This is a genomic window from Thermosyntropha tengcongensis (assembly GCF_055381335.1).
In genome coordinates, this window is sequence record NZ_AP042437.1 from 2,083,288 (window position 1) to 2,109,963 (window position 26,676).

Consider the following 26,676-nt stretch of genomic DNA (forward strand, 5'->3'; position numbering starts at 1 on the left):
TTTTTCATAAAAATATTATTTCCTTATCCTGATTTTTTATATAAAAAAAGACAGCTTGAAGCTGCCCTATCTTTCCCATTTTATCGTTATGCGGCTGTTGTCGTATATAGGGGTGGTAAATCCCGCCGGCTGGCCATCCACCTCCATTATCAATTTGCCTGAAGTTACCGGTTCAACCTCTATTACCTTGAATATATCGCTCAATATGGCTCCATTTTTTTCTTTATCAATTTCTATCTTCATTCCTTCCGTCAGCTCAGTATCTAAGTCAGCCTTTTCCCCATCTACTTTTATCTCTTTGGGCCGGCTGTTTAAAAATATCTCCCGTTCATTTACGAGAACCTTTATCCTGTTTATCTCCCCTTCTTTAATCACATCCCGCAGCCGGGGCTTAAGCCGGCTATATTCATACTGAATTTCCGCAAAAGGCGGGGCTTTTTCCTCCAGGCTGGCCATTTTTCCATCCACTTTTACTTTAAGCGGCAGCCAGCGCAAAAACATCTCTTTTCCGTTAAGGTAATAGCGGTAAACTTTTTCTTCCAGGTATTCTGCAGGAACTCCGGCCAAAAGCAGAATGTCTTTAACCGCCTCCGGTCTCTGCCAGGTTATTTTGGCCCTGTCCGGGACTTCATCTTCCCATCCAGCAGGAATTCCATTTATCTCTATGCTGGGCTTTAAGTTTATTTTTTCTCCATTTACCAGAACATAAGCCTCATCCAGTTTTATCAAGTCTTTTACCAGGATCTTTGCTTCTTTTCCTTCCTGCCCCGGGATAAACTGTATAACATCCCCTTCTTTTACCAGGGTTTCCAGATTTGCTTCTTCTCCATTAACCCGGATAAGCGGCGGACTGCCCATCTCTCCTTTTATTATTTTTACTGTTCCATTAATTTCCACGGTTTTCCCCAGCCCAGGCCTTCCGTAAATATTGTTAAGGGGCAAGCCGGAAGCCAAAAGAGCCCTGCCTACATTTATCTCTCCCGTATTCCAGAGCATAAGTTCCCTGCCGTTTATTTCGACCTTTATAAAAGGAGCCGGCGGATTGGTAAGGGAATAATAAGCAATTCCCAGGGGAGTAGCCCCCTGAGGCCCTTTGAGATAGTCAGCTTCCAGATAGATATTGCCAAATTTATCCGGCGTTCTTATCCCTACCCGGTTTAAGGGAAGCTTAAGCTCTTCGGCCAATCTGGCCAGCAAGCCAGGAGTAAGGCTTCCCCCTCCTACCAGCAGCACTGCATCCGGCGCCTTTCCATTAAGAGCAGTAATATAACCGGCTACCTGCTGGCAGAGTTCGCTTACTACCGGCTCCATCACCTTTACTGCTTCACTGCGGGGGAGCAAGGTTTCATTGCCCAAAATATCTGTTATCTTTACCTCTTCCCTGGCGAGCAGGCTTCTTTTGAGCTCTTCTGCTGTATTAAAATCCAGCAGGTAATGGCCTGCCAGAGCTTCTGTCATTTCATCCCCGCCAACTGGCACCATGGCATAAGCGATGATATCCCCATTTCTTACTATCGCTATATCGGAAGTCCCCGCTCCTATATCTACCAGCGCCAGATTTAAAAGCCTCATGCTGGGAGGGATGGTAATAGATAAAGCCGCAATAGGCTCCAGGGTAAGGCTTAAGATATCAAGCTCTGCCCTCTTTAAGGAAGAAAGCAGGCTGTCTACCACCACCCGGGGAAGAAAAGTGGCGATGACGCAGGCTTTTATAAGAGAACCCCTCTGCCCTATAAGGCTGCCTATTTTTTGGTCATCCAGTTCATAATAAACTACACTGTATCCTACGCAAAAATAATGAGCCTTATCCTGCCCATATATATTATCCTGCATGAGCTTCATCTGAGCTTCCTGCACCGCTTCAATTTCCAGAGCCCTTACCTCTTCCAAGGTAATCTCATCCAGCATGGGCCTTTTCTTCTTTTTTTCTCCCCACTCGGTTTTAAGCGCTCTGCCGGCAGCTGCTACGGCCGCTTTTTCCAGATGTATGCCATTTTTTTCTTCCAGCCGTTTTTTTATCTTTCTTATAACATCGGCTACCGCCTCTACATCATGTATCTGCCCATCCAGCATAGCTCTGGTTTTATGTTCTATCATTTCACTGTCCAGAACTTTTAGATTATCCCCATCCTTTTCCATGATAAGCCCTACAATCTTGCGCGTCCCTATATCCAGGGCAAAAACCATATTGTCCATTATGCAATCCCCCTTAAAAGGAGTATTTATTTTTCCCTCAATACCTTAAATACAAATTTGGGCAGAGCCAGCTGCCGCTTGATTCTGGAAGGTTCAGACAAAAGCCGGTAAAGCCATTCCAGGTTAAGTTTTATCATAAATGAAGGAGCTCTCTTTTTGACTCCCGCGATGACATCAAAACTTCCCCCTACCCCAATACATAGAGGAACCCCTAGCTCATCTTTATGCTGGTTTATAAAAAATTCCTGCCTGGGAGCCCCCAGTGCCACCATAAGGATATGGGGCGAAGCTTCTCTTATCCCTTTTATGACTTCGTCCTTTTCCTCCTCTTTGAAATAGCCGTCCCTGGTGCCGCATACCATAAGCCGGGGATACATCTGTTTAAGTTTTTCCGCCGCCTTTTCTGCCACCCCCGGCGCAGCACCCAGCATAAAAACCTTATACCCCTTTAGAGCTGCCAGGCGGCACAAATTATAAACCATATCTATGCCGGTAACCCTTTCTTTTAAGATATAGCCTTTCTTTCTGGCCGCCCAAACTATGCCGATCCCGTCTGGAGTAACCAGGGAGGCCTCATTAATCACCGTTTTCAGCCTCTCATCATTGCTTGCCATATAAGCTATTTCTGCATTCAAGGTAATAACCTGGGAAGGAATCCCTCTTAAAATAAACTCTTCGGCCTTTTTTAAAGCCTGTTCACTATCGACCATATCTATGCAGCATCCCAGTATTTCAATCCTGTCTCTTCCCATCGCCTTACTCCTTTTTAATCTCTCTATTAATTTTAGCAAAAATTATCATTTCCAGCTGGCAAAATACAAACAAAAGAGCATTTATCCCCAGCATGCCGGATAAATGCTCTTTTTATTCACTACTTGCTGATATTTAAACACTTCCTACCTGATCTATAGCTGTTTTGATCGTTTCATCCTCAGCCTGCACCATTTTTTGCAGTGATTCATAACTTCTTACCACAGTAATCAAATCTACCATTTCCCTGACGGCATTTACATTGGACTCTTCCAGGTATCCCTGCCGTATGCGGGAACTATTATCTATATTATAAGCGGGCCCAGTTAGAGTGCTGTCCCCTCTTTTTCTGAGCTGGTTGAGGTCAGCAAAGGCTGCTATTTTAATCCTGGCAGCCTCTTCCCCATTAACTGAAATTACTCCTCTCTCATCAACCGTAAAATCTTCCCCTTCTATATGAATGGGCTGATCATTTATATCAAGCACCCTATAACCATTATTATTTACCAGAAAGCCATCCGCGCTAACCTTAAAGCTGCCGCTGCGGGTAAACACTTCACTTCCGTCCGGAAGCTGCAGCACAAAAAAACCTTCCCCATCAATGGCCAGATCATATATATTATCTGTTCTTTTCAAATTTCCTTGCCCATAATCGGTATATATACCAGCTATACAGGCTCCCGTTCCCAGCGGGCCAACAAACTGGGGGGAATCTTTATCTTTAAGCCTGCTTATAAGCATTTCCGGGAAAGCCCTCGCTACTGCGCTATCCTTTTTATAGCCGCTGGCATTTACATTGGCAATATTATTGGCTATAACATCCTGTTTGGCCATATTAAGCATCATCCCGGCTGCTGCCGTATACAAACCTTTTATCAACTTTAATTACCCCCACCTGCTGTCATTTATATAATAATATCGAAAAAGAAAACTAAAATCTTTAATCTTTTTACAATACCCTTCTGGCTGACCTGCTTTTCGTCTGTTCCAGTATATTCATCTCCTGGAGCGCCTTGCCGGTTCCCCTGGCTACACAGGAAATAGCGTCTTCAGCAATATGCACCGGCAAATTCGTCCGTTTGGAAAGCAGTAAATCCAGCCCATCAAGGAGCGCTCCTCCCCCGGTCATTACTATTCCATTATTTACAATATCAGCCGCCAGTTCCGGCGGAGTAATCTCCAGAACCTTCTTGACCCCTTCTATAACCGCTTCTATCGGCTCCTGCAGGGCTTCCCAGGTCTGTTCTGCCGTTATAGTTATCGTTTTGGGGAGTCCTGATACCAGATCCCTTCCCTTTACTTCCATAGATTTGTTGCGGTTTTCATCCCGCACAAAAGCGGTGCCAACTTTTATCTTTATTTCCTCCGCCGTTCTGTCTCCTATCATCAGGTTATATTCCCGGCGCACATAACGTACAATAGCTTCATCAAACTTGTCCCCTCCTACGCGCAAAGAGGCATTACATACAATTCCCCCCAGCGATAATACTGCTATGTCTGAAGTTCCTCCTCCTATATCTACCACCATATGTCCTGTAGGCTCTGCAATATTAAGTCCGGCTCCCAAAGCTGCTGCCAGGGGTTCTTCTATTATGTAAGCTTGTCTGGCCCCTGCTGCCAGAGTAGCTTGTCTTACCGCTCTTTCCTCTACATCAGTAGCACCGGTAGGGATACATACAATCACCCGGGGCTTGAAAAAAAATTTTTGTCCTATAACTTTGCGTATAAAAAAAGAAAGCATTTTTTCTGTCATGTCATAATCTGCAATAACCCCATCTTTTAAAGGGCGTACAGCTATTATATGTCCTGGCGTTCTGCCCAGCATCTGTCTTGCTTCTTCTCCTACGGCTATAACTTTATTCGTATTTTTATCGATAGCTACTACCGAAGGCTCATGCAGAACAATTCCCTTGCCTTTTTTAAAAATGAGCACACTGGCAGTTCCAAGATCAATTCCTATATCTTCAGCAAAAAACATCGACATATGCCCTCCCGAACTCGTTTAATTACAACATTATTTTACCTTTAATATTAAATTATGGCTATATCTTTTATATTTCCGGGGCATTATTTTTTAAAGCCGCATATTTAAGCCGGGTGGCCTCTCCTCCTCGTATATGCCGTTCTGCTTTATTCTTTTCCAAAATTTTTTTGACTTCTTCTGCCAGATCGCTGTCTATCCTGGGTAAACGCTCTGCTACATCTTTATGCACTGTGCTCTTGCTTATGCCAAACACTTCGGCAGTTTGTCTTACCGTATCAGAAGTTTTTATTATGTGTTTGGCAATCTTCACCGCTCTCTTTCTTATATAATTTTGCATCCCCTTCCCCCTCTTACGGTGATTATTACAAAATATATTCACCATAAGAAAGGAGGAGAACTTAATAATCTATTTTGCAAAATTTTACATTTGTATAGTAATACTGCAATATTTCTTTATAATCATACCCTTTTTGCGCCATTCCATTTGCGCCATACTGGCACATGCCTGCTCCATGTCCATATCCCCGGCTTTTTACAAGTACCTTGTCACCCTGGTTCTCAAATTCCCACCAGGTAGACGGAAGAGCAAATTTTTGCCTGAAATAGCCTCCTTCTATTATTATGTCATCATTTATCCTTATTTTTTTAGCCCTGCCGCTTGTTGTTTTTTCTGCTATGCTGACTTTTTTTACATCATAAGGTATTTTTAACTCTTTTTTTATCTCAGCATAAGAAATTTCTCTAATATCTCGATATCTTGGAGAATTGCTGCAATAAGAACATTTTTTAGAAATCAGGTATGGAATCTTATTTTTCCATATCTCATCAGCATTTTCTGTTCTTCCCCCACAGGTAGAATGGTATACAGCATCTATCGGCTCACCATCATAAATCATTACGATGCCCCTGGTACCTGAAACTGCCTCTTCGATTTTTTTGTACAGTTTCTTATAATTACGGGGGTGGCGCTTTTTAAATTCTTCTTTTAATATATAAGCCTGGCATTCATTTATATTATCTGAAAGATCAGCCCCTTTTTGGTACTTTTGCCCATGTAAAATTTTTCTTACTGTATAAGTCCTTATACATACTGCCTGTGCCTCCAAGGCTTCCAGTTCAAAAGAGGCAGGCATTTCGGCTGCCACTGCCCCTTTAATGTATTCTTCCAGTTTCAAATTTATAACTTCATTTTTCTGGCTTAAATAAAGTTTTATATAGGGTTCTTTACTAACCTCCCATCTTTTTTCTGATAAATAATAAATAATCAAAATTATCGTTAATAATAAAAATAAAAAAATAAAAAATATTTTTCTTGTCATATTAAAATAATATTAAAATAAATTTCTTTATATGCTAACTAACTCTCTCTTCATATCCGCTCCCAATTTTCTAAATTTATCAATTATATTTTCATATCCCCGGTCTATATGATAGCTGTTATTCACTCTAGTAATTCCTGTAGCCATCATGCCAGCTATCAAGAGTGCTGCTCCTGCCCTTAAATCAGTCGCCGTTACCTCTGTCCCGTTAAGCTCAGATACCCCCTTTATTACTGCGGTACGGCCTTCTATCCTTATGGAAGCCCCCATGCGCATTAATTCCTGTACATGCATAAAACGATTTTCAAAAACCGATTCGGTTACAATACTGCTGCCGTCAGCTATGCTAAGATAGGCCATGAATTGTGCCTGCATATCCGTAGGAAAACCTGGATATGGCAAAGTCTTGATATAAACTGGATTTATTCTTTCTTTTCCCTTTACCCGAATTCTATTATCATCTTCCTCTACTTCAGCACCGCTTTCTATAAGTTTGGCAGTTACCGCTTTTACATGTTCGGGAATAACATTATTAACCACCACATCGCCAGCAGTCGCTGCTGCTGCCAGCATAAAAGTACCTGCCTCAATACGGTCAGGAATACTTGTATATTCCGTTCCTTTCAGCTTTTTTACCCCGTCAATGCGTATTACATTGGTTCCTGCCCCACTTATTTTTCCTCCCATGGCATTTATAAAATTGGCCAGGTCAACAATTTCCGGCTCCAAAGCGGCATTTTCTATATAGGTGGTGCCAGCTGCCAGACTGGCTGCCATCATTATATTCTCGGTCGCCCCTACACTTGGAAAATCCAGATAAATATGAGTCCCTCTGAGTTTTTTGGCTTTGGCTATAATATCTCCCCCCGTGAGCGTGAGTTCTGCTCCCAGGGCTTTAAATCCTTTAAGATGAAGATCAATAGGCCTGGTCCCGATAGCGCATCCACCAGGGAGGGAAACCTTCACTTCTTTTTGGGTGGCCAAAATAGGTGCCATAAGCAGGAAGGAAGCCCTTATCTTTTTTACCAGTTCATAAGGCGGGTTAGTAGTACATGCCTGTCCATCAATCTCGACTGTATTGCCGTCTTCTTTAATTTTAACCCCCAGTTCTTTTATTAAACAGTTTATTACTCTTACATCCTCAATAAGGGGGACTTTTTTCAAAATCACTTTATCTTCCGTTAAAAGCGAGGCTGCCAAAATGGGAAGTATGGCATTTTTGGAAGAACTTATCTCCACTTCCCCCTTTAATCTGGTTTTTCCTTTTACAATTATGCTCATAAAATCACCTCCTTTGTGGGTAAAATATACCCGACACCAGATTATTGAGTGTCGGGCTTATGTAAAAATATTTAATACTCCCCTAGTATAAGTGGCGACCCGATTATTATATAAGTCTTATTCTTTTTTTCATCTACCTGAACGGCTATCTGCAAATTATATTTTTTCCCTTCCAGGCTTACGGAAGGAGTAAAGGGAGTTAAAACCGGGGAATAAGCAGCACAGCTGGTTACTTTACCGTTTTTATACCAGCTTATTTCCCTGGCCTTTAGATTTTTTAACATGACCTTTATAAGCTCAGTTTGCGCATCATATGCTATTATCTGGCCAATATGGCCGCGATAAGTATAATAATAGGTCCAGTCTAAATCAATCTGCTCCAGTTTTGATTCATAATTTTTCAATAAAACGGCATCGCCTTTACCGGTAATAGATACCACTATACTGGTTTCTTCTTCATCCGATTCTAAAACCAGGCTTATTTTTTGACCTTTACTGGCAGTTCTGTATAAAATAGTCTTTACCCCGCTATCTTCTGTATAAACTATTTTTTCCCTGATTAATGGAACATCCAAGCTGGCTGAAATTCTGGCAAGATAAGCTTCTAATTCTGCTTTTGAGGAGTTTGTTTTTATTTTTACCCAGGCATCCAGATTTGATGTGAGAGAATTTACACCGATTGATGCAAAAGATAGGTAATATGGTGAACGATTTGCAAGCTGTTTGCCAATCGTATAATCTATGCTATAATTTCCTCCCCAGCATAATAGTGTAAAAAAAATTATATAAAGTAAAATTTTTTTCATAAAAAAACCTCCCCCGCACCTCTTCTGTTAAAAATTTTTGCCATGAATAGAAATGTCTATTCATTAATGCAGGGGAGAAAACAAAAAACCCGCTTCACGCAGGTAATTTATTCCTTATCTTATTAAGTTAGGTTATTAAACTTCCTCTGTATCTTTGTTTCCAGGGGCTTCTTCTTCCATAACCACAGCTGACTTTTCCCCCTCTTCTTCCTGTTGCTTCATTATTTCAGCCATATAAGCTTCTTTTTTTTGTTTGGCTTCTAAAGCCTTTTTAGCAATTCTTCCCAGCTGCCACCATATTAAAAAGCCAAAAAGTACAGTCGCAACAAACACAAATATTATAAGATACATAAATTTCTGTTGCATTTTTATACCCCAACCTTAAATTTTCATAATATTTTATACATCATAATTATCCGGTGGTTTTTTGTACCACCTTTCTTCCCTTTTTCGGCGCTGTTCAGCAAAATACTGCCTGCGCTTTTCTTCCCTTTTCCTTCCCTTTTCCTCCATTTGGCGCAAGACTTCCCTCAGCAAAATAGCCAGGGCTATTTTAATCAAATAATAAATGAGGATAGCTATTAAAAAAACTTTAATTATGCTTTGCTTATCCACATCCTACCCTCTTTGCTGACATTCTTCTAACTCAAAGCCGGAAGCCAAAGCTTCCGGCTTTGCAAAAGCTTACTGTTCATTATAAGCATCCGCAGCCTTGAGTCGTGCAATTGCACGCTGCAGAGACCTTTGAGCGCGGGCAAAGTCTATACTCTCATCTCTCTGCTCAAGTCTTTTCCTAGCTCTTTTTAAAGATTCCTGAGCACGCAAGATATCAATTTCTGATCCCCGCTCTGCAGTTTCTGCCAGTACCCTTGCTTCATTATAAATAACTTCCATAAATCCTCCACTGATGGCTACCTTCTTTACCTCTCCCGCTGCATCGGTGTATCTTAATACACCTATATTCAAGGCAGCTATCATGGGTGCGTGATTTTTCAAAACCCCTAATTCTCCCTGAGTTTCCGGAACCACAACAAACTGTACTTCTTCTCTCAGGAGTATCTCTTCCGGGGTTATTATTTCAAGCATAAAGGTGTTTTCTGCCATAGGCTACGCCTCCAGACTCTTAGCTTTGGCCAGAACCGTATCAATATTTCCTACCATATAGAATGCTGCTTCAGGCAAGTTATCGTGTTTGCCTTCCAGAACCTGAGTGAACGATTCAACCGTCTCGGCAACCGGTACATATATACCCGGGTTACCAGTAAACTGTTCAGCAACGTGGAACGGCTGAGACAGGAACCTTTCAATCTTTCTAGCCCTTGCCACCACGAGTTTGTCTTCATCAGTCAATTCATCCATACCAAGTATAGCTATAATATCCTGGAGTTCTTTATATCTCTGCAGTATCTTCTGTACACCACGAGCAGCATAATAATGCTTTTCACCCAGAATTAATGGATCCAGGATACGGGAAGTTGAATCCAACGGGTCAACAGCAGGATATATTCCCTTTTCAGCAATGGACCGTGCCAAAACCGTTGTTGCATCCAGGTGAGCGAAGGTAGTAGCCGGTGCCGGGTCAGTCAGGTCGTCAGCCGGAACATAAACTGCCTGTGCTGAGGTTATAGAACCATATTTGGTACTGGTAATACGTTCCTGCAAGGTCCCCATATCAGTTGCCAGGGTCGGCTGATAACCAACAGCGGACGGCATACGGCCTAACAAAGCGGAAACCTCGTTACCAGCCTGAGCAAAACGGAATATATTATCGATAAATATCAAAACGTCCTGCCCTTTTACATCACGGAAATATTCAGCAATAGTAAGCCCAGTTAACCCTACTCTCAAGCGTGCTCCCGGCGGCTCATTCATCTGACCATAAACCAGTGCACATTTTTCGATAACTCCGGACTCCGTCATTTCAAGCCACAGGTCATTTCCTTCACGGGTACGTTCGCCAACACCGGTGAAAACAGAATATCCACCATGCTCATAAGCGATGTTTCTTATAAGTTCCATTATTATAACTGTCTTACCAACCCCTGCTCCGCCGAACAGCCCTATCTTACCACCTTTAGCATAGGGACAAATAAGGTCGGTAACTTTAATTCCCGTTTCCAGTATCTGAGTTGCCGGGGTTTGGTCAACCAGTGCCGGGGGTTTGCGGTGAATAGCCCAATATTCAGCTGCATTTACAGGACCTTTTTCATCTACCGGCTCACCCAAAACATTGAGTATTCTTCCCAGGCAGCCTTCTCCCACCGGAACCTTGATGGGGGCACCGGTATTTACAGCTTTCATTCCCCTCATAAGTCCATCGGTTGACTGGAGGGCAACACATCTAACCGTATCATTACCTAAAAGCTGCATAGCTTCCAGAGTAATGTTGATATCTTTTGGTCCTCTATACTCCGGCCCTTGATCTTCAGCCTTTATAACAATCGCATTCATTAGATCCGGCAGTTCACCAGGCTTAAATTTTATGTCAACAACTGCACCTATAACCTGGGTTACCTCACCATAAGTTACATTAGCCATCCTCTACTTTCCTCCTTTTTTGAGAGCTTCAGCACCACCAACTATGTCCAGAATTTCTTTCGTAATTGCTGCCTGACGAGCCTTATTCATTTCCAGAGTCAGGTTATCTATAATTTCTGCTGCATTGTCTGTTGCGTTGCTCATGGCAGTCATACGAGCTCCATGTTCACTTGCCTTACTTTCCAGCATAGCATGATATATCTGAGTCCCTACATAACGAGGCAAGAGAGTATACAATATCGTTGCAGCATTAGGCTCATAAATATATTCAACAAATGCTTCTTCCGTTTCTCCCTCAGTAGCTGGTGGTTCAATTGGCAATATTTTTTCAATTGTTGGTACTTGGCGCAGGGCATTTACAAAACGAGCATATACTACATAAACTTCATCCAGCTCGCCATCTTCATAGGCTTTCATAACATACTGAGCTATTTCCCTGGCATCTGCATAGTTTATATTGTCACCCAGGTTAACATATTCCGCTATTAAGCCCCCACGTTTGCGGTAGAAATCGCGCACCTTGCGTCCTACCGCTATTATCTTATTTTCAACTTTCCTTTCTTCTTCTTCAATAGCCGCATTAGTCGCCTTTATTATATTGGTATTATATGCCCCACAAAGTCCACGATCAGCTGCTATTACAATATAGCCAACGCTCTTAACCTCTTCCCGCTTAGTCAGGAGAGGATGTTCCAGATCTACTGCTACCGCTGACAAGCGAGCCAAAGTATCGCGCAAAGTTTCCGTATAAGGCCTTGATGCTTCAGCTGTTTCTTGCGCGCGGCGCAGTTTAGCAGCTGCCACCATCTTCATGGCTTTGGTAATCTGCTGAGTATTTTTTACGCTTCGTATCCTGCGTTTATATTCTCTTACACCTGCTTTTGCCATTTATTTATTCACCACCTAAACTGCAAAAGTGGACTTAAATTCCTCAATCGCCTTGTTCAGTTTTTCTTTAGTGTCATCCTCCAACTTTCCAGTATCTCTTATGGTGGCTAATATATCAGCATGTGCGCTGTGCATGAACTTAAGGAAATCCTGTTCAAACTCAGCAATCTTCTCTGTGGGGATGTCATCCAAAAATCCATTTACACCGGTATAGATTACTACTACCTGCTCTTCCATAGGCATGGGGCAATACTGCTTCTGCTTCAATATTTCACTTACTTTTTCCCCTCTGGTAAGGCGTGCCAAAGTTGCCTTATCCAGGTCAGACCCAAACTGAGCAAATGCTGCCAGCTCACGGTATTGTGCAAGGTCAAGTCGCAGTTGTCCAGCAACTGCTTTCATAGCCTTGGTCTGAGCTGCCCCACCAACACGGCTTACAGAAAGACCAACGTTTATAGCAGGGCGCTGACCTGCATAGAACAGGTCGGTTTCCAGATATATCTGTCCATCAGTTATAGATATAACATTGGTCGGTATATAAGCAGCAACGTCACCGGCCTGCGTTTCAATTATGGGCAAAGCAGTAATTGACCCTCCACCATGCGCTTCATTAAGCTTACATGCCCTCTCTAACAAGCGGGAATGCAGATAGAAAACGTCACCGGGATAAGCCTCACGTCCAGGAGGACGCCTAAGGAGCAGTGACATTTCGCGATAAGCTACTGCATGTTTGGACAGGTCATCATAAATAATAAGTACATCTGCTTTATCTTTTTCCATAAATTCTTCAGCCATAGCAACACCCGCATATGGTGCAATGTAGAGCAGCGGTGCCGGCTCAGAAGCAGTAGCAGCAACTATGATAGTATAGTCCATAGCTCCCATTTCTTCGAGTTTAGCAGCAATTCCTGCTACTGTTGATTGCTTCTGTCCGATGGCTACATAAATACATATCATATCTCTTTTTTCACGCTGGTTTATAATAGCATCTATGGCTATAGCAGTTTTACCGGTCTGACGGTCACCAATTATAAGCTCACGCTGACCCCTTCCAATCGGTACCATGGAGTCAATAGCTTTGAGCCCTGTTTGCATCGGTGTGTTAACTGGAGCACGGGTAACAACCCCTGGTGCTATACGTTCAATTGGTCTGTAGGCAGTAGCATTGATAGGCCCTTTACCATCTATTGGTTGTCCCAAAGCATTAACTACTCGGCCCAGCATTTCTTTTCCAACCGGAACTTCCATTATTCTTCCGGTAGCCTTAACGATATCGCCTTCCTTGATATGTTCATAGTTACCCAGCAAAACAGCACCAACATTGTCTTCTTCCAGGTTCAGAACCATACCATATGTTCCACCCGGAAATTCAAGAAGCTCGCCAGCCATGGCGCCCTGTAATCCATATATACGTGCAATACCGTCCCCAACATATATTACAGAGCCCACATTGCTAACTTCGATCTCTGATTGGTAGCGCTCAATCTGCTGTTTTAATATAGCGCTAATCTCTTCAGGTCTAATACTCATTTACGTGCTCACCCCTATCAATTTAACTTATCTTTGCCTGTTTCAAAGTTTCACGAAGTGTTTCTAGTTTCTTCGCTACCGTGCCATCAATAATCTGGTCACCTACTCTGATCTTCACTCCACCTAACAAAGATGGATCAACTTTTTGCGTGAGTTTGACAATTTTCCCTGTCGCCTGGGACAATTTTTCTGCCAGAACTGCTACCTGTTCTTCAGGTATTTCACGGGCAGAAATAAGTTCAGCTTTAGTTATATTGCGGAAATCATCGGCCATATTTTTATATTCTTCCACAATGAGTTCAATATACCTTTCCCTTCTCTTATCAATGATCATGCATATAAAATTAAGAGTTATCTCGGAAACCTTGTTTCCTAAAACCTTTATTATAGTTTCTTTTTTATCCCTGGTTGGTATCAGTAAATGAGCCAAATATTCTTTTAAATGCTCTATCTGGTTAATTTCCTGAACTACTACCTCTAATTCCTGCTGGTACTCATCAATTTTTTCCCTCTCTTTAGCAATGCTAAAAAAGGCTTCGGCATAGCGCCTGGCGACGCTCTTGTTTAACACATCAAATCGCCTGCCTCATTAATAAATTTAGCGACCATATTCTTATGGTCTTCTTCAGTAATAGCCCGTTCCAAAACTTTTTCCGCTGCCATCAAGGCCAGCATAGCAGCTGCATCTTTAAGTTCGATTTTGGCTTTTTCAGTAGCGGCCTGAATTTCAGCATAAGCCTTCTGCCTCATGTTTTCTGCTTCTTCTTTAGCCTTGGTTATTATTTCATTTTTGGCATCTTCAGCAGCTTTGGTAGCACGGGCTACGATCTCCTGTGCTTGTTTGCGAGACTCAGCCAAATTAGCCTGCGCTTCTTTTCTCATCTCTTCAACTTCTACTTTAACCTGTTCAGCATGCTTAAGAGAGCTTTCGATGGTGTTCGTGCGCTGTTCGAGCATATTATTAATAGGTGCAAAAGCAAATTTGTACAAAACAGCTAACAAGAGGAAGAAGTTTACTGCAGTCCATCCTATCGCATACCAGTTGGGGAAATGAGGTGTATGCCCTTCCGGTGCAGGTATAACCCCTTCACCAGCCCCCGCCGCATAAGCTAAACTGGCAAATCCTATGGTCATTATTAATGTTAAAAGGAGGATCATGAAAATATATCTTTTGTTCTTTGTCACGGATGCGCTACCTCCAATCTTAAGAGCAAATAGTATTCGAGCGATAGAGCTAGGCTTCTAACAAGAATATAGCTCTATCGCCCTGCCAAGATGAATTGACGGTGTATTGGTGTATATTACATTTTTCCAACCAGCATAAATGCAATCAACAAACCATAGATAGTCAAGGTTTCAATAAATGCGAAGGTAATGAACATGAGGGTTCTTACGTCCCCACCTACTTCTGGTTGTCTTGCAATAGCTTCGATAGCCTTGCCACCAGCAATACCCATTCCAACGCCACCGCCAAGACCTGCGATAGATACCGCTAAACCTGCGCCTAAAGCAATACCCATTTTTCTCCCCCCTTTCAAAGCATCATCCATGGGTTAATAATTTTTAATGACCTTCTCCAGTTGCAGTAGCTATGTAGCTAGCTGACAATATAGTGAAAACTACTGCCTGAATAGCTGCTAAAAGGACACTTAGCCCCATAAGCAATCCTGGGATAAGGAAAGGAACCAGGTATAACATAAATGCCAGGATCATCTCTTCACCAAATATATTCCCGAATAGACGTAAAAAGAGTGATAAAGGATGTGTGATTTCTTCCAGAAGATTAAGCGGCAGCATAAGCGGACTGGGACTTATGAAATGCCCAAGATAATGCACACCATGCTCAGCAAAGCCTGCGATTTGCACAGTTATGGCAGTTATAAGAGCTAAAGCCAAAGTAGTGTTCCAGTTAGCTGTAGGCGGCTGATAACCCGGTATCTGCCCAGCTCCTGGAATTAACCCACTGTAGTTGGAAACAATTATAAAGAGGAAAAATGTGGACAAAAGCGGAGCATATTTTTTAGCAATATGTTCCTTATCCATAAGCTGGGTAAAAAAGTCGTAAGTCCATACAATCAAGGCTTCAAAAGCATTTTGCAGGCCCCGCGGAACCATTTGCATGTTCCTGGTAGCCATAAATGCAATGATACCTATTATAGCGATTATTGCCCATTGTGTAACAACGATATGATCAACAGGTATCGGCCCCAAATGAAAAAGAACTCCATCCAGCATACCAAAGGTAAACATCTTTCTTTCCCCCCTTCCTTAGTTATTTTGTTAAATTCGTATTTCCACCTACTTAAAGTAGGTTGCGCCCCTTTGCTATTCTTTATCTGTTTCATTCTTTCTCGCCATCGAAATCTGGTTCAGCCTTTCCCACATTATTTTACCAGCAGTGGCTATACCCAACAAAGTACCAATTACTGTAAAAACCATTCCTGTCTCAAACCTTTTATCTAACCAGCCCCCGCCTAAAATCCCTAAAGCTACTGCTGCTGCTACCGAAGTAGCTAAATTTATAGCATTAGCCAGTGCTTTAGGCCAGTTTTTTTTGTTTTCTGCCATTCAAACTCTCCTTATCATTAAGGCTATTATTCAAATTTATTTATTCAATAAAAATTTAAAAATCCCTGCTACTCAAAACAAAATTTTTTTATTTTTCACGACAATTTGCTCTAAATATTCGGAAAATTATGTTAATAACGTTAACTTATTCTAGAGCAGATATCCTTTCCCTTTTAATTTATCCACATGCTCTTTCAGCAATTCATCAATATTTATTCCATAATTATCTTCCATAACAAACATCATGGTGACTGCCGTTTGCGCCACATCCAGAAGCTCCCGGGCAATTTGCCTTAATACCTCTTCTTCCGGCATATTAACCTTTTCTCCGCTTAACCCTCTAAACTTGCCAATCGCCTGGGCCAGTTCCCCTGCCTCTTCCATAAGCTTCAAGGCGGTTGACTCCAAAGTGGGATTAAGCTGATTCAGTTTAGGCAATGAAAGTGTCTTCGTATTCATAAAACCTCTCCACTATAATATTACACATCCAGCTATATTATTGCTAATTTTTTTGTAGTCCATAAAACTAATTTATGCGCTTCAGTTTTCGCTTTTCCCTGTTTTTCTTTTAATATTCTAAACCCCGGATTTATATAACACTAACTCAATCCCCGCTTCCTTTAAAAATTCCCGGGCCAGTTCATCACCAAATTCTTCTTCGTATACCACTTTTATAATTCCCGCATTTACAATCATGCGGGCACATATAATGCAGGGCTGGTTGGTGCAGTATAGAACTGCCCCTTCGGTAGCCACCCCATAATAAGCAGCATTTATGATGGCGTTCTGCTCGGCATGAACCCCCCTGCACAATTCATATCTATGCCCCGAAGGTATTCCCATAGCCTCTCTGAGGCACCCTGCTTCCAAGCAATGCTTTATCCCTCTGGGTGCTCCATTATAGCCGGTTGCAATTATGCGCTCCTTTTTTACCAGAACTGCCCCCACCTGCCTGCGCAGGCAGGTAGATCTGCTGGCCACCAGCCGCGCCAGCTGCAAAAAATATTCATCCCAGCCAGGCCTTAGTCTTAGTCCTTTTTCTGCGTCCTGCATATCTCAAACCTGCTCCCGGTACTTTTTCTCAATAAGAGTTATTTTTTCTACACGTCCCTTATGTCTTCCTCCCTCAAAATCAGTATTTAAAAATTCACGTACGATTTCAAGCGCCAATCCTGGCCCTATAACCCTGGCTCCTAGGGCCAGAATATTGGCATCATTATGTTTTCTGGTCATGCGGGCTGTAAAAAGGTCATTGCAGAGAGCAGCCCTTATGCCTGGTATTTTGTTGGCTGCAATAGAAATGCCTATGCCTGTCCCACATATCAATATCCCGGGAATTTTTTTATCCAAAACTTCCCTGGCTACTTTTTCGGCAATATCAGGATAATCTACAGACTCAAATGTGTCAGTACCGCAGTTGATAACCTCATATCCTTCATTTTTTAGAAAAGATACTATTTCCTCTTTCAATACTACCCCTGCATGGTCATTGCCTATGGCTACTTTCATCTTTATCTCCTTCCTCTTCTTCTCTTTTTTCCAGCAAACGCTCTATCACCCCTGCCAGCACCTCCTTAAGCTGTCTGGCAGTTTTCAAATACTCCTCCTTACCCAAACCGAATGGATCATGAATTTCTCCCTCAAGCCCCGCATACTCCATAAGGGTAAATATCTTGGGCTCTGCCTCCGGAAATTTGTCCAGCAAAATCCTTTTATGATTTTCAGTCATAGCAAGTATTAAATCAGCATCCCTTACCAGGTCAGGGTATACCATCTGGGCTTCATGATTCTCCAGGTCAATATTTTCTTCCTTCATAGTTTCTATGGCTTCCCGGCTTGCTTTCATGCCGTCCTGAGCGAAAATGCCCGCTGACAAAACCTGGAACTTACTGCTCAACCCTGCTTCCCTTTCTTCCAGAAGCTTCAAAAAAAGGGCAGCTGCCATAGGGCTGCGGCAGGTATTGCCCGTACAGACAAATAATATATTCCTTGCTGCCAAGCTCTTCCCCCCCTTAAACAACCAGTTTTACTGCCAGAAAAAGCAAAACTAATCCTCCTGCCATCTGGGCATAACTTCCTACCAGTTTGCTGAAAATCCGACCCCCAATAAAGCCCAGAAAAGTCATGGTTCCCGCTATGATGCCCATGATAACAACCGTCCACAATAAAGGCATGTTGAGGGTTCCCAGGCTAAATCCCACCGTTAAGGCATCTACGCTCACCGAAAAAGCCAGTATAAGCAAAGTCTTGAAATCATCTTTCAGCAGCTGTTCTTTTTTCTCCAATCTTTTTCTGGCTTCCGCGAAAGATAAAGTTTCCCCTTTTATATCCTGATATCCATGGCGCAAAAAACTTACCCCTATATATATTAATATCAAGGCTCCCAGCCTGCCTGCCCATACCCCCAGTATTTTCCCAACCGCCAGTCCCAGGCTTAACCCTATGAGGGGCATTATTACATGCATTACTCCTACCGCTGAGGCAAATTTAATCTCATACCGTCGGCTTACTCCATTCAGGCCCATCCCCATGGAAAGGGAAAAAGCATCCATTCCCAGAACTATAGCAATTAAAATTACCGTCGCCAGCTGTGTCCACATTTTTATCTCTCCATAACATTAATTTTCCGCTGCCTTATAAATGCGGTCAATAAGAGAAAGGTTTAACCCTTTTACATCTCCTGGCAGGGGTGAAAATATCAAAACTTCTATCCCTCTGCTCTCCGCTTCCCGCAAAAGCGAAAAAAAGAAAGTGCTGTTTTCTCTCAAATCTAGTCTATATTTTTCGTCTATCCCTTCTATTTCATGCTCTTCTTCATCATAAAAAACAATACCCTTTTTGCTCCCCTTTATGTCTTCCCGACCAATAAGAGAATACAGATGACTATCGTTCTCTGCCAGTAGAACCCGGGTTTTAAGCATATAACGCTGTTTTTTGTTAAGAGCAAAATCTTCCAGCTTATAGCCGATAACCTTTTCAATATCCGCAGTAGAAACTCCCCCCAGCCGCAGGACTTTTAAATCTTCTCCTGTCATGTCGATAATGGTAGATTCTATTCCTACTCCAGTTTCCCCTGCATCCAGCACCATAGAAACCCTGCCGTGCAAGTCCTGCCTTACATGTTCAGCAGTAACCGGACTTGGCCTGCCTGACAGATTGGCACTGGTAGCTGCCAGAGGTCCAGTAATGTCGATCAGCGACCTGGCTACCGGATGGGAAGGCATCCTCAAGCCTACACTATCCTTACCCCCGGTAACTTCCCGGGGCACACTTTTTTTAGCCGGCAAAATGAGGGATAACGGTCCTGGCCAAAACTTTTCCATCAGCTGCAAAGCCAGAGGGGGAATTTCATCCACTGCCAGCTTTACCTGTTCAATAGAGCTTAAATGAACCAGAAGAGGGGTGTCAGGAGACCTCTTTTTGGCAGCAAAAACTTTTTTCACTGCTTCCGGGTTGTCAAATACCGCTCCCACCCCATAAACAGTCTCGGTAGGGAATACTACAACCTCACCCTTTTTTAAAAGTTCTGCTGCTTTTAAGATGATATCCTTTTCTGGATGTTCAGCATTTACTTTATAATATGCTGTTTCCAAAATTTTACTCCTCCTTTTTCAACCTGACCACCCTGTCCCTTCCCGCCAGATCTTTTATAATCTCAGCCTTCCCCCATCCTTTTGTCATATGCAGAGCTTTTTCCCCCTGATTAAAGCCGATTTCCATCAACAGGTAACCTCCATCATAAAGCAGTGCAAAGGCCTGGGGAAGCAGCCTCCGGTATAAATCAAGGCCATCCCCGGGAGCCAGCAAGGCCAGCTCAGGCTCATAACCTTTTACTGATACATCAAGCATTTCATAGTCTTCCTCATTTATGTACGGCAAATTAGCCGTAATAAGGTGAAATTTTTCCCCTTTATCCAAAAAGGGGGTTAAAAGATCTCCTTCTTCCAGTACAATTTCTACCCCGTGCCTTTCTGCATTATAGGCTGCCACTTTAAGGGCTTCCCTGGATATATCAGTAGCATAGACACGGGCATTTTTTAAATAATAGGCCAAACTGACTGCAATAGCACCGGAACCGGTTCCCACATCACATATCCTCACTTCCCCCGGCCACCTGGCAGCCAGTTTCATAGCTTCTTCTACCAGTATTTCCGTATCCGGACGGGGTATTAAAACATGGGGATTCACCTTAAAATCAAGCGACATAAACTCTTTATTCCCTGTTATATAAGCTGCAGGCTCCCCCTGTACCCTCCTCTTAATCCATTCCCGGTAAACTTCACGCTCTTTTTGGTTAACCGGCAAATCATAATTAGTATACAAATATACCCGGTCTTTACCCAGCACAGAAGCCAAAAGAATCTCCGCTTCCAGCCGCGGTTCTTTCAGCCCCTTATCAGTAAAAAACCGGGTTGTCCATGCCAGCAAATCTCTTATCCTCCATGTATTTCCCACTTATTCCACCTGTTTCAATCTTTCTGTCTGATCATGAGTAATCAAAGCCTCAATTATTTCCTCCAGCTGTCCTTCCAAAACCGCATCCAGCTTATGCAGGGTAAGATTTATACGATGATCGGTTACTCTTCCCTGCGGGAAATTATAGGTGCGGATACGTTCACTCCTGTCCCCCGTTCCTACCTGGCTCCGCCTTTCACCTGCCAGTTCCGCATTTTTCTGTTCTTCCAGCATTTCCTTGAGCCTGGCCCTTAAAACACGCATAGCCTTGGCTTTATTCTTGTGCTGTGATTTTTCATCCTGGCAGGTTACTACCAATCCGGTAGGAAGGTGAGTAATCCTGACTGCTGATTGGGTAGTATTAACCGACTGCCCTCCTGGACCGCTGGAACAGTACACATCTATCCTCAAATCATTAGGGTCAATCTCTACTTCCACTTCCTCCGCTTCCGGGAGAACAGCCACCGTCGCCGCGGAAGTGTGTATCCTCCCTCCCGATTCAGTGGCTGGTACCCTCTGTACCCGGTGTACCCCTGACTCATATTTAAGTTTGCTGTAAGCACCTTCTCCTTCTACCACAAATATTATTTCCTTTATGCCTCCAATATCTGTATAGTGGGCATCCATTATCTCGATTTTCCAGCCCTGTTCTTCAGCATAACGGCTGTACATGCGGAAAAGGTCGTGGGCAAAGAGAGCAGCTTCCTCCCCTCCGGTTCCAGCCCTGATTTCCATAATTACGTTCTTCTCATCATTGGGATCCTTCGGGAGAAGAAGTATCTTAAGCTCATGCTCCAGCTTCTTCTGCCGTTCTATGAGGTTATCCCTCTCTTCCAGCAGCATCTGCCGGAATTCAGGATCTTTTTCCTCTTCCAGCATTTCCCGGGCATCTTCCAGCCCTTTTAAAACATCCTTATATTCCCTGAATTTAGTTACTATTTCCTCCAGTTCCGCATGAGCCTTGGCATACTTTTGAAACCTGCTTTGATCGGCTATAACTTCAGGCTGACTCAAAAGCCCGGTTAACTCTTCATATTTATCCTCAAGCTTGGCCAGCTTTTCATACATAGCAAAACTTCCTCCCTCATGATTTGATATATAATGCTGCAAACGGCATCTTTTTATTCAACTGCCAGTTGCCTTTTATATTCAGGAATTACCGCTTTCAATGCTGTTAAGGCCACTTCCAGCTGGTCATCATCCGGTTCCCTGGTAGTAAGCTTCTGCAGCCATAAGCCAGGAGCTATTAAAAATTTTGCCCATTTTTTATCATAATAACGTGCAGAAAAACGCATAAATTCATAGCTTAAGCCAGCTACTACCGGCAAAACTGCTAATCTTGACCATACCCGGTAGAAAAGGCTTCCTTCTCCCAGAAGGGCAAAAACCAATATAGAAACTACCATTACTATCAGGAGAAAACTCGTACCGCAGCGCGGATGAAGGGTACTGTACTTGCGGGCATTTTCTACCGTAAGCTCCTCTCCCGCCTCTAACGCCGAAATCGACTTATGTTCCGCTCCATGATACATAAAAACCCGCTTAATATCATCAAGCCTGGAAATAAAATATACATAAAGCAAAAAGAAAATAATCCTTATTATCCCTTCAATCACATTCTGCCCCCAAACCCCTCCCAGAAAAGGGCTTACAAAATGAACCATCCCGGCTGGTAAAATTATAAAAAGGAGAATAGCCAGCACAAAAGCAGTAAAAGTAGTCAAGAAAATTTCTCCCCCGCTAAGCATCTCTTCTGTTTCATCCATAGACATGTTAGCTGATTTATTAAGCATTTTAACCCCTAAAACCATGGCCTCCATCAGCATATAGGTGCCTCTTATAAAAGGCCATTTAAGCCAGGAAAGATAGGAAGGCAGATCTTTAAGCCTTTCTTTTTCTAACTGGATTAACCCATCCATCCTGCGCACTGCTATAGCTACCTCTTCAGGCCCGCGCATCATGACCCCTTCAATCACTGCCATACCGCCATACTTTACATCTTTTTTCATAAATACCACCAATTTTCATGATTAAAAAATTAAGAAGCTTCAAAAAGCTCCTTATAACCCCCATTTAAGAAAAATAGCAGAGAAGGCTCTCTGCTATAATTTATAAACCATACTTTTTGCGGAACTTGTCTACCCTTCCTGTAGTATCAACCACTCTGGTTTTACTGCCGGTATAGAAAGGATGACACTTAGAACAAAGCTCTACACGGATATCTTTTTTGGTGGAACCTACTTCTACTTCATTGCCACATGCACATCTGATAGTAGTCCGATGGTATTCCGGATGAATACCTGCCTTCATCTTTCTCACCTCTCTTTAAATGAGGATAATACTCTATTTAGACAATAAAATCAAAATCACACAAAAATAGCCTCCCGGGCAAACTGCAAAGACTATTATAGCAGGAAAAAAAACAAAAAACAAGATGCCTGAAAAATATAAACCCTAATACCGGTATTTGAAAAAATACTGTTCAAAAAACGGGTCATAGCTGGTGAAAAACCCTTCCCCCTCTTCTTCTTCATCGATTTTGTTTATAAAAACATACATCTTGGCATCCAGATTATCCATCATGTGCAAAAGCATAGCTTCCGGGAAGAGCGGCTTGACAGGGGAACCATATTCCAAATTCCCATGGTGGCTTAAGATCATGTGCTTGACCATACCCTTCAATTCTTCCGGCATATCCGGCCTTCTCTCCGCAAGTTCCTTTAAAGCTTCCTCTACCATCTCATGGCCCAATACTATGTGGCCTATCAGCCTTCCGCTAACCGTATATTCAGGTACTATCTTTATCTCATATTCTTTCATTTTGCCTATATCATGCAGAAGGGCTCCGGTTATAAGCAAATCCAGATTTAACTGGGGATAAATACGGCCAGCCTCTATGCAAAGTTCCGCTACCCTTACGGTATGTTCCAAAAGCCCGCCCGCATAATTATGATGTATTTTACGGGCTGCGGGAGACTTAAAAAATTTTTCCCGCACCTCTTCAGTAAAAATAAGCGCCAGCAGTTCTTTCAAATAGATGTCTTTCACCATGCCGACTATATTATCAAACCTGTCTTTCAGGTTATCTATGCTTACTGACGGAGTCCTAAGATAAGGAGCGGGATCCTCATTAAGCACTTTTAATTTTTTTGCCGTAAGCTGAATACGATTGTTATAGCTTCCGGTATCTCCCAGTATTCCTACTACCTTTCCCGTTTCAATACTGCCACCTATCTGGCAGTTGTCCCATACAACAACATCAATTTCCCCGGAAGCATCGCTTATTTTAAGATTTATAACTTCCCTTCCATCTTTAGTTTTACGGCTGTTTTTTTCGGTAATCAAAAATTTCCCCCAGACCTGAACCCCCTGTCCCATTTTCTTTATATCTTTAATCATATAAGGGCCCTTCTTATCCAAAAAAACCTCTCCTCTCCTTAAGGCTATCTGACAGGATGGGTATAGGAACCTACTTTTACATGTGGAAGTTCCTGCCTGATAGTGCTTATAAAGCCTGCCATACCTATACCGTGGTCATTAGACGGGAAATAACCCATTATATAATCAGGGTCAATATTCAAATTGCGCATTTGCACCATATAAATGCCGTTTTCTTCTATGAAATGCAGCAGCGCTTCCATCTCCTCTTCCCTATCCGTTATCCCCGGAAAGGCCAGCAGGTTTAAAGACACTTTTACCCCTTTATCCACTGCATACCTTATCGATTTTTTTACATCTTCCAGGCTGTAGCCCCGGGGGCAGTGATAGCGGTTATAATTATCGGCTATACAGGAAAATATGGTAACCCGCATAGCATCAAGCCCGGCATCAGCAAGCATCTTTATCCCCTCTGTATATCCAGCATTGGTATTAATATTTATCGTTCCCCTGTCCGTATGCTCTCTGATAATCCGTACTGCCTCTGCCAGCACTTTTGCATTCAGAGAAGGTTCCCCCTCACATCCCTGTCCAAAGCTTATTATCCCCTCCCGGGCATTGGCAAGATGCTCTATCCCTATCTGGCTTATTTCTGCCGCAGAAGGTCTAAACATAATCCGGTTCTGGGGTGATTTAACCCCGGCATGAGCTTCCGAAATACAACCAAGGCACCCCGCGTTGCAGGCTGGCATAGTAGGAATTCCGCCTTCCCAGCGCTGATAAAAAATGTTCTGAGCGGTAAAACAGCTGTATTCCAGCGAACAGCGGGCCAGCTGCCTTAATATGCGGTTATCGGGATATTTTTTTAGCATTTTATTTATTCTGGCTCCCAGGCCTTCCGTATTATAGTAGGCTGGGTGCCATTTCCTGTACTCATCTGTTTTCACAGCCGCCACATATATCCTGTCGTCTTTTAAGCCTACTGCTGCATAACCCAGCAGAGGAAGATTTACACCTTTATCCTTTTTTACAAAAGCCGGCAATAAAGTACGGGTAAAGCCCTGCGGCAGGAGGGCCGCTACGGCAGTAACTTCTCTTCCCTCCTCATCTTTCTCCCGGGCAAAAACCTCTTCCCTATCATTTAACCCCACTGGCAGACAGGAAGGGAGGGCTACCAGGGAAGCTCCTTTAGGAAGCGGTATCATCTCTGTATCTTCAGGAAGCAGCCAGGTATTTCCGCTGCGCCCCAGCATAATCATATCAGGATATTCCAAAACTTCTCCCCTGCAGTTGGCATACAGTGTAAGATACATAAACTCCTACCCTCATTCTTTATGACTTTCTTTATAATAATAGAACAATATAAAATCAAAGTCCAGAAACCAAAAAACCGCCCTGTCAAAAAGGCGGCGCAAGTTTTTTAACGCCTTCAGCTTTGAAAAACAAAAGAGCATGTGCGGCACATCTAATCCAAGTTAATACCGAAATCATAAAGGATACAATACAATAACTATAAATATACCTTATCCTCCGAAGGTACTATATAAATAGGATCTTCTCCTTTTTCATCTTTCATAACCTTTAAATCATCCCCCTGGACGATACTAGAAGGCTTTAATTGCACATTTTTAAATTCTATAGTTTTCCCCTGTAATATTTCCTTTAATTCTTTACTCAACGGCGTCCAGTTGGAATAATCATCGGCAGCCCCTGCCAGAGACAAAAACAAACCCAATAATATACATAATACTGCCGCCCCTGCGGCAAAAACCCTTATTCTCCCCATGCTGCCCCTCCTTATAAACTGCAGGTTAATACTATACTAAACCACTATTTCTCAACCTCATTTATATGGTAAATTTTCCCATTGATTATATAGTACGCCAATTGATACTCTACAAAATAAACATTCTTCTTCAAATTAATATCAGGGGTCAACCCAAAGTTTGCTACCTCACCCAGCTTATACTTTCCTGGCGTAGAGGTCGGCACAACAAAAAACCATTCCGTTTCTTTTATGCCGCCGTCCTCAAGCCTCCCATATTGTGTGGTCAGCATCGGTGAAATCATGGCATTGGGAAAATCCTTCCTTACAAGCTTGGAACACTGAATAAACATATTTCTAGGATTCCCGTTTTCATCTATTACCTCAAAACTCCCCCACTTTACAAAATACTTTCTGTGATACTCAGAACCCTCGAACCGCCGCTCCAGCTGGATCTGTATTGCCCTTATAGCTTCATCCGTCAATCCACTGCTCAAATCTATTAACGGTATGTCTGCTGCCTTGTTTATTTCAGTTAAACTGGGACGGCTCATCCCTTCAGGATAAATTATTACATATCCTTTCCCCCCATCCCAGTCTACCTTATATCCTAATCCCTCTGCCACATACCTCGCCGGAAGCATCGTCCTTCCCGACTCTATTCTCGGCGATACATCCATCTGCACATTCGACCCATTCTTCTTCATTATTTTGCTCCCTATCTTTAATTCAATCCTGTTCCTCCCCTGTATAGTTGCTATCCTGTTCTTTTCATCCCACTTTATATTCTCATCTGCTGCCCCTAATGCATTTGCTAAAAACCTTACCGGCACAAAAGTACGATTGTTATATATCATGGGAGGTACATCCATTACTACCCGCGTCACCTGATTGGTATTTAAATCCTGCACATAATATCCATAGTCTTTTAATTTGAAAACTATCATCTTGGACGGAGTCACAACTACATCGTCAGCGCAGGCTGTTTCTGTCTTAAATAGGGTGCTACCTAAAATATTTAATAAAAATAATGATAACAAACCAAATATGCCTAATTTTCTAAATTTTCCTGCCAGCATTTTTATCACTCTCCATCTTTTTAATTTTTTCTTTAATTATAAAATTACTGCTTAAATAAGAGAATTCCTCTGTCATCCGCAATTTTTATTTGTCCTTGCGGTTTCGCCGGTTAGCGGAAGGATTTATCTTACACTAATT

The 26,676-nt window shown here is 42.6% G+C and carries 33 protein-coding genes; all 33 read right to left on the reverse strand.

What is annotated here, in order from left to right; translation table 11 throughout:
- Positions 1–66 precede the first annotated feature (66 nt).
- A complete protein-coding gene (locus tag ACZ42E_RS10150; RefSeq protein WP_464892200.1) occupies positions 67–2,196 on the reverse strand; it encodes a cell division protein FtsA in 2,130 nt (709 codons plus the stop codon).
- Positions 2,197–2,222: 26 nt separating this feature from the next.
- Positions 2,223–2,948: a WecB/TagA/CpsF family glycosyltransferase gene (locus ACZ42E_RS10155; RefSeq protein ID WP_464892201.1), complete on the reverse strand. Its 726-nt coding sequence runs from the start codon at positions 2,946–2,948 to the stop codon at positions 2,223–2,225.
- 133 nt (positions 2,949–3,081) lie between these two features.
- A complete protein-coding gene (flgF, locus tag ACZ42E_RS10160; RefSeq protein WP_464892202.1) occupies positions 3,082–3,825 on the reverse strand; it encodes a flagellar basal-body rod protein FlgF in 744 nt (247 codons plus the stop codon).
- A 70-nt stretch (positions 3,826–3,895) separates the two neighbouring features.
- The gene (mreB, locus tag ACZ42E_RS10165; RefSeq protein ID WP_464892203.1) at positions 3,896–4,924 is read right to left on the reverse strand and encodes a rod shape-determining protein MreB; all 1,029 of its coding nucleotides are present in this window, start codon (positions 4,922–4,924) and stop codon (positions 3,896–3,898) included.
- Between the two features lie 73 nt (positions 4,925–4,997).
- A complete protein-coding gene (gene spoIIID, locus ACZ42E_RS10170) occupies positions 4,998–5,267 on the reverse strand; it encodes a sporulation transcriptional regulator SpoIIID (RefSeq protein WP_464892204.1) in 270 nt (89 codons plus the stop codon).
- Between the two features lie 61 nt (positions 5,268–5,328).
- Positions 5,329–6,249: a stage II sporulation protein D gene (gene spoIID / locus ACZ42E_RS10175; RefSeq protein WP_464892205.1), complete on the reverse strand. Its 921-nt coding sequence runs from the start codon at positions 6,247–6,249 to the stop codon at positions 5,329–5,331.
- 27 nt (positions 6,250–6,276) lie between these two features.
- Entirely contained in the window at positions 6,277–7,530 is a 1,254-nt protein-coding gene (gene murA / locus ACZ42E_RS10180) for a UDP-N-acetylglucosamine 1-carboxyvinyltransferase (protein ID WP_464892206.1), read from the reverse strand.
- 71 nt (positions 7,531–7,601) lie between these two features.
- Complete coding sequence (locus ACZ42E_RS10185) at positions 7,602–8,336, reverse strand: YwmB family TATA-box binding protein (protein WP_464892207.1); 735 nt, start codon at positions 8,334–8,336, stop codon at positions 7,602–7,604.
- Between the two features lie 135 nt (positions 8,337–8,471).
- Positions 8,472–8,702 (reverse strand): hypothetical protein, encoded by a 231-nt coding sequence (locus tag ACZ42E_RS10190; protein ID WP_464892208.1) that lies wholly within the window; start codon positions 8,700–8,702, stop codon positions 8,472–8,474.
- A 33-nt stretch (positions 8,703–8,735) separates the two neighbouring features.
- A complete protein-coding gene (locus ACZ42E_RS10195) occupies positions 8,736–8,951 on the reverse strand; it encodes a hypothetical protein (protein ID WP_464892209.1) in 216 nt (71 codons plus the stop codon).
- 69 nt (positions 8,952–9,020) lie between these two features.
- The gene (locus tag ACZ42E_RS10200; RefSeq protein WP_464892210.1) at positions 9,021–9,440 is read right to left on the reverse strand and encodes a F0F1 ATP synthase subunit epsilon; all 420 of its coding nucleotides are present in this window, start codon (positions 9,438–9,440) and stop codon (positions 9,021–9,023) included.
- Between the two features lie 3 nt (positions 9,441–9,443).
- Positions 9,444–10,874 carry a F0F1 ATP synthase subunit beta gene (gene atpD, locus ACZ42E_RS10205; RefSeq protein ID WP_464892211.1) on the reverse strand — a complete coding sequence of 477 codons (1,431 nt, stop codon included), beginning with the start codon at positions 10,872–10,874 and terminating at the stop codon, positions 9,444–9,446.
- Positions 10,875–10,877: 3 nt separating this feature from the next.
- A complete protein-coding gene (atpG, locus tag ACZ42E_RS10210; protein ID WP_464892212.1) occupies positions 10,878–11,762 on the reverse strand; it encodes an ATP synthase F1 subunit gamma in 885 nt (294 codons plus the stop codon).
- Positions 11,763–11,777: 15 nt separating this feature from the next.
- The gene (gene atpA, locus ACZ42E_RS10215; RefSeq protein WP_464892213.1) at positions 11,778–13,292 is read right to left on the reverse strand and encodes a F0F1 ATP synthase subunit alpha; all 1,515 of its coding nucleotides are present in this window, start codon (positions 13,290–13,292) and stop codon (positions 11,778–11,780) included.
- A gap of 22 nt (positions 13,293–13,314) precedes the next feature.
- Positions 13,315–13,863, reverse strand: coding sequence for an ATP synthase F1 subunit delta (gene atpH / locus ACZ42E_RS10220; RefSeq protein ID WP_464892214.1), 549 nt, complete (start codon positions 13,861–13,863; stop codon positions 13,315–13,317).
- A complete protein-coding gene (gene atpF, locus ACZ42E_RS10225) occupies positions 13,857–14,477 on the reverse strand; it encodes a F0F1 ATP synthase subunit B (RefSeq protein ID WP_464892215.1) in 621 nt (206 codons plus the stop codon). The genes atpH and atpF overlap by 7 nt, the downstream gene beginning before the upstream one ends.
- A 116-nt stretch (positions 14,478–14,593) precedes the next feature.
- Positions 14,594–14,812 (reverse strand): ATP synthase F0 subunit C, encoded by a 219-nt coding sequence (gene atpE, locus ACZ42E_RS10230; RefSeq protein ID WP_296862755.1) that lies wholly within the window; start codon positions 14,810–14,812, stop codon positions 14,594–14,596.
- Between the two features lie 43 nt (positions 14,813–14,855).
- The gene (atpB, locus tag ACZ42E_RS10235; RefSeq protein ID WP_464892216.1) at positions 14,856–15,542 is read right to left on the reverse strand and encodes a F0F1 ATP synthase subunit A; all 687 of its coding nucleotides are present in this window, start codon (positions 15,540–15,542) and stop codon (positions 14,856–14,858) included.
- Positions 15,543–15,617: 75 nt separating this feature from the next.
- Positions 15,618–15,860, reverse strand: coding sequence for an AtpZ/AtpI family protein (locus ACZ42E_RS10240; RefSeq protein WP_464892217.1), 243 nt, complete (start codon positions 15,858–15,860; stop codon positions 15,618–15,620).
- A 150-nt stretch (positions 15,861–16,010) separates the two neighbouring features.
- Complete coding sequence (locus tag ACZ42E_RS10245; RefSeq protein WP_464892218.1) at positions 16,011–16,319, reverse strand: MazG-like family protein; 309 nt, start codon at positions 16,317–16,319, stop codon at positions 16,011–16,013.
- Positions 16,320–16,436: 117 nt separating this feature from the next.
- On the reverse strand, positions 16,437–16,913 hold the full coding sequence (locus tag ACZ42E_RS10250; RefSeq protein WP_464892219.1) for a deoxycytidylate deaminase: 477 nt from the start codon (positions 16,911–16,913) through the stop codon (positions 16,437–16,439).
- 3 nt (positions 16,914–16,916) lie between these two features.
- Entirely contained in the window at positions 16,917–17,369 is a 453-nt protein-coding gene (rpiB, locus tag ACZ42E_RS10255) for a ribose 5-phosphate isomerase B (protein ID WP_464892220.1), read from the reverse strand.
- Entirely contained in the window at positions 17,347–17,859 is a 513-nt protein-coding gene (locus tag ACZ42E_RS10260; RefSeq protein ID WP_464892221.1) for a low molecular weight protein arginine phosphatase, read from the reverse strand. The genes rpiB and ACZ42E_RS10260 overlap by 23 nt, the downstream gene beginning before the upstream one ends.
- A gap of 13 nt (positions 17,860–17,872) precedes the next feature.
- Positions 17,873–18,460 carry a manganese efflux pump MntP gene (locus ACZ42E_RS10265; protein WP_464892222.1) on the reverse strand — a complete coding sequence of 196 codons (588 nt, stop codon included), beginning with the start codon at positions 18,458–18,460 and terminating at the stop codon, positions 17,873–17,875.
- Between the two features lie 18 nt (positions 18,461–18,478).
- Positions 18,479–19,453, reverse strand: a complete 975-nt coding sequence (locus ACZ42E_RS10270; RefSeq protein WP_464892223.1) for an L-threonylcarbamoyladenylate synthase — start codon at positions 19,451–19,453, stop codon at positions 18,479–18,481.
- Positions 19,454–19,457: 4 nt separating this feature from the next.
- Complete coding sequence (gene prmC / locus ACZ42E_RS10275) at positions 19,458–20,315, reverse strand: peptide chain release factor N(5)-glutamine methyltransferase (protein WP_464892224.1); 858 nt, start codon at positions 20,313–20,315, stop codon at positions 19,458–19,460.
- Positions 20,316–21,383 (reverse strand): peptide chain release factor 1, encoded by a 1,068-nt coding sequence (prfA, locus tag ACZ42E_RS10280; protein WP_464892225.1) that lies wholly within the window; start codon positions 21,381–21,383, stop codon positions 20,316–20,318. It abuts the gene before it with no gap.
- Between the two features lie 53 nt (positions 21,384–21,436).
- Entirely contained in the window at positions 21,437–22,324 is an 888-nt protein-coding gene (locus tag ACZ42E_RS10285) for a DUF1385 domain-containing protein (RefSeq protein ID WP_464892226.1), read from the reverse strand.
- Between the two features lie 100 nt (positions 22,325–22,424).
- Positions 22,425–22,625: a 50S ribosomal protein L31 gene (gene rpmE / locus ACZ42E_RS10290; protein ID WP_464892227.1), complete on the reverse strand. Its 201-nt coding sequence runs from the start codon at positions 22,623–22,625 to the stop codon at positions 22,425–22,427.
- Between the two features lie 144 nt (positions 22,626–22,769).
- Complete coding sequence (locus ACZ42E_RS10295) at positions 22,770–23,735, reverse strand: 3'-5' exoribonuclease YhaM family protein (RefSeq protein WP_464892228.1); 966 nt, start codon at positions 23,733–23,735, stop codon at positions 22,770–22,772.
- Between the two features lie 23 nt (positions 23,736–23,758).
- Positions 23,759–25,006: a radical SAM family protein gene (locus ACZ42E_RS10300; RefSeq protein WP_464892229.1), complete on the reverse strand. Its 1,248-nt coding sequence runs from the start codon at positions 25,004–25,006 to the stop codon at positions 23,759–23,761.
- 197 nt (positions 25,007–25,203) lie between these two features.
- Positions 25,204–25,479 (reverse strand): hypothetical protein, encoded by a 276-nt coding sequence (locus ACZ42E_RS10305; RefSeq protein ID WP_464892230.1) that lies wholly within the window; start codon positions 25,477–25,479, stop codon positions 25,204–25,206.
- Positions 25,480–25,523: 44 nt separating this feature from the next.
- Positions 25,524–26,537: a copper amine oxidase N-terminal domain-containing protein gene (locus tag ACZ42E_RS10310; protein WP_464892231.1), complete on the reverse strand. Its 1,014-nt coding sequence runs from the start codon at positions 26,535–26,537 to the stop codon at positions 25,524–25,526.
- Positions 26,538–26,676: the final 139 nt, after the last annotated feature.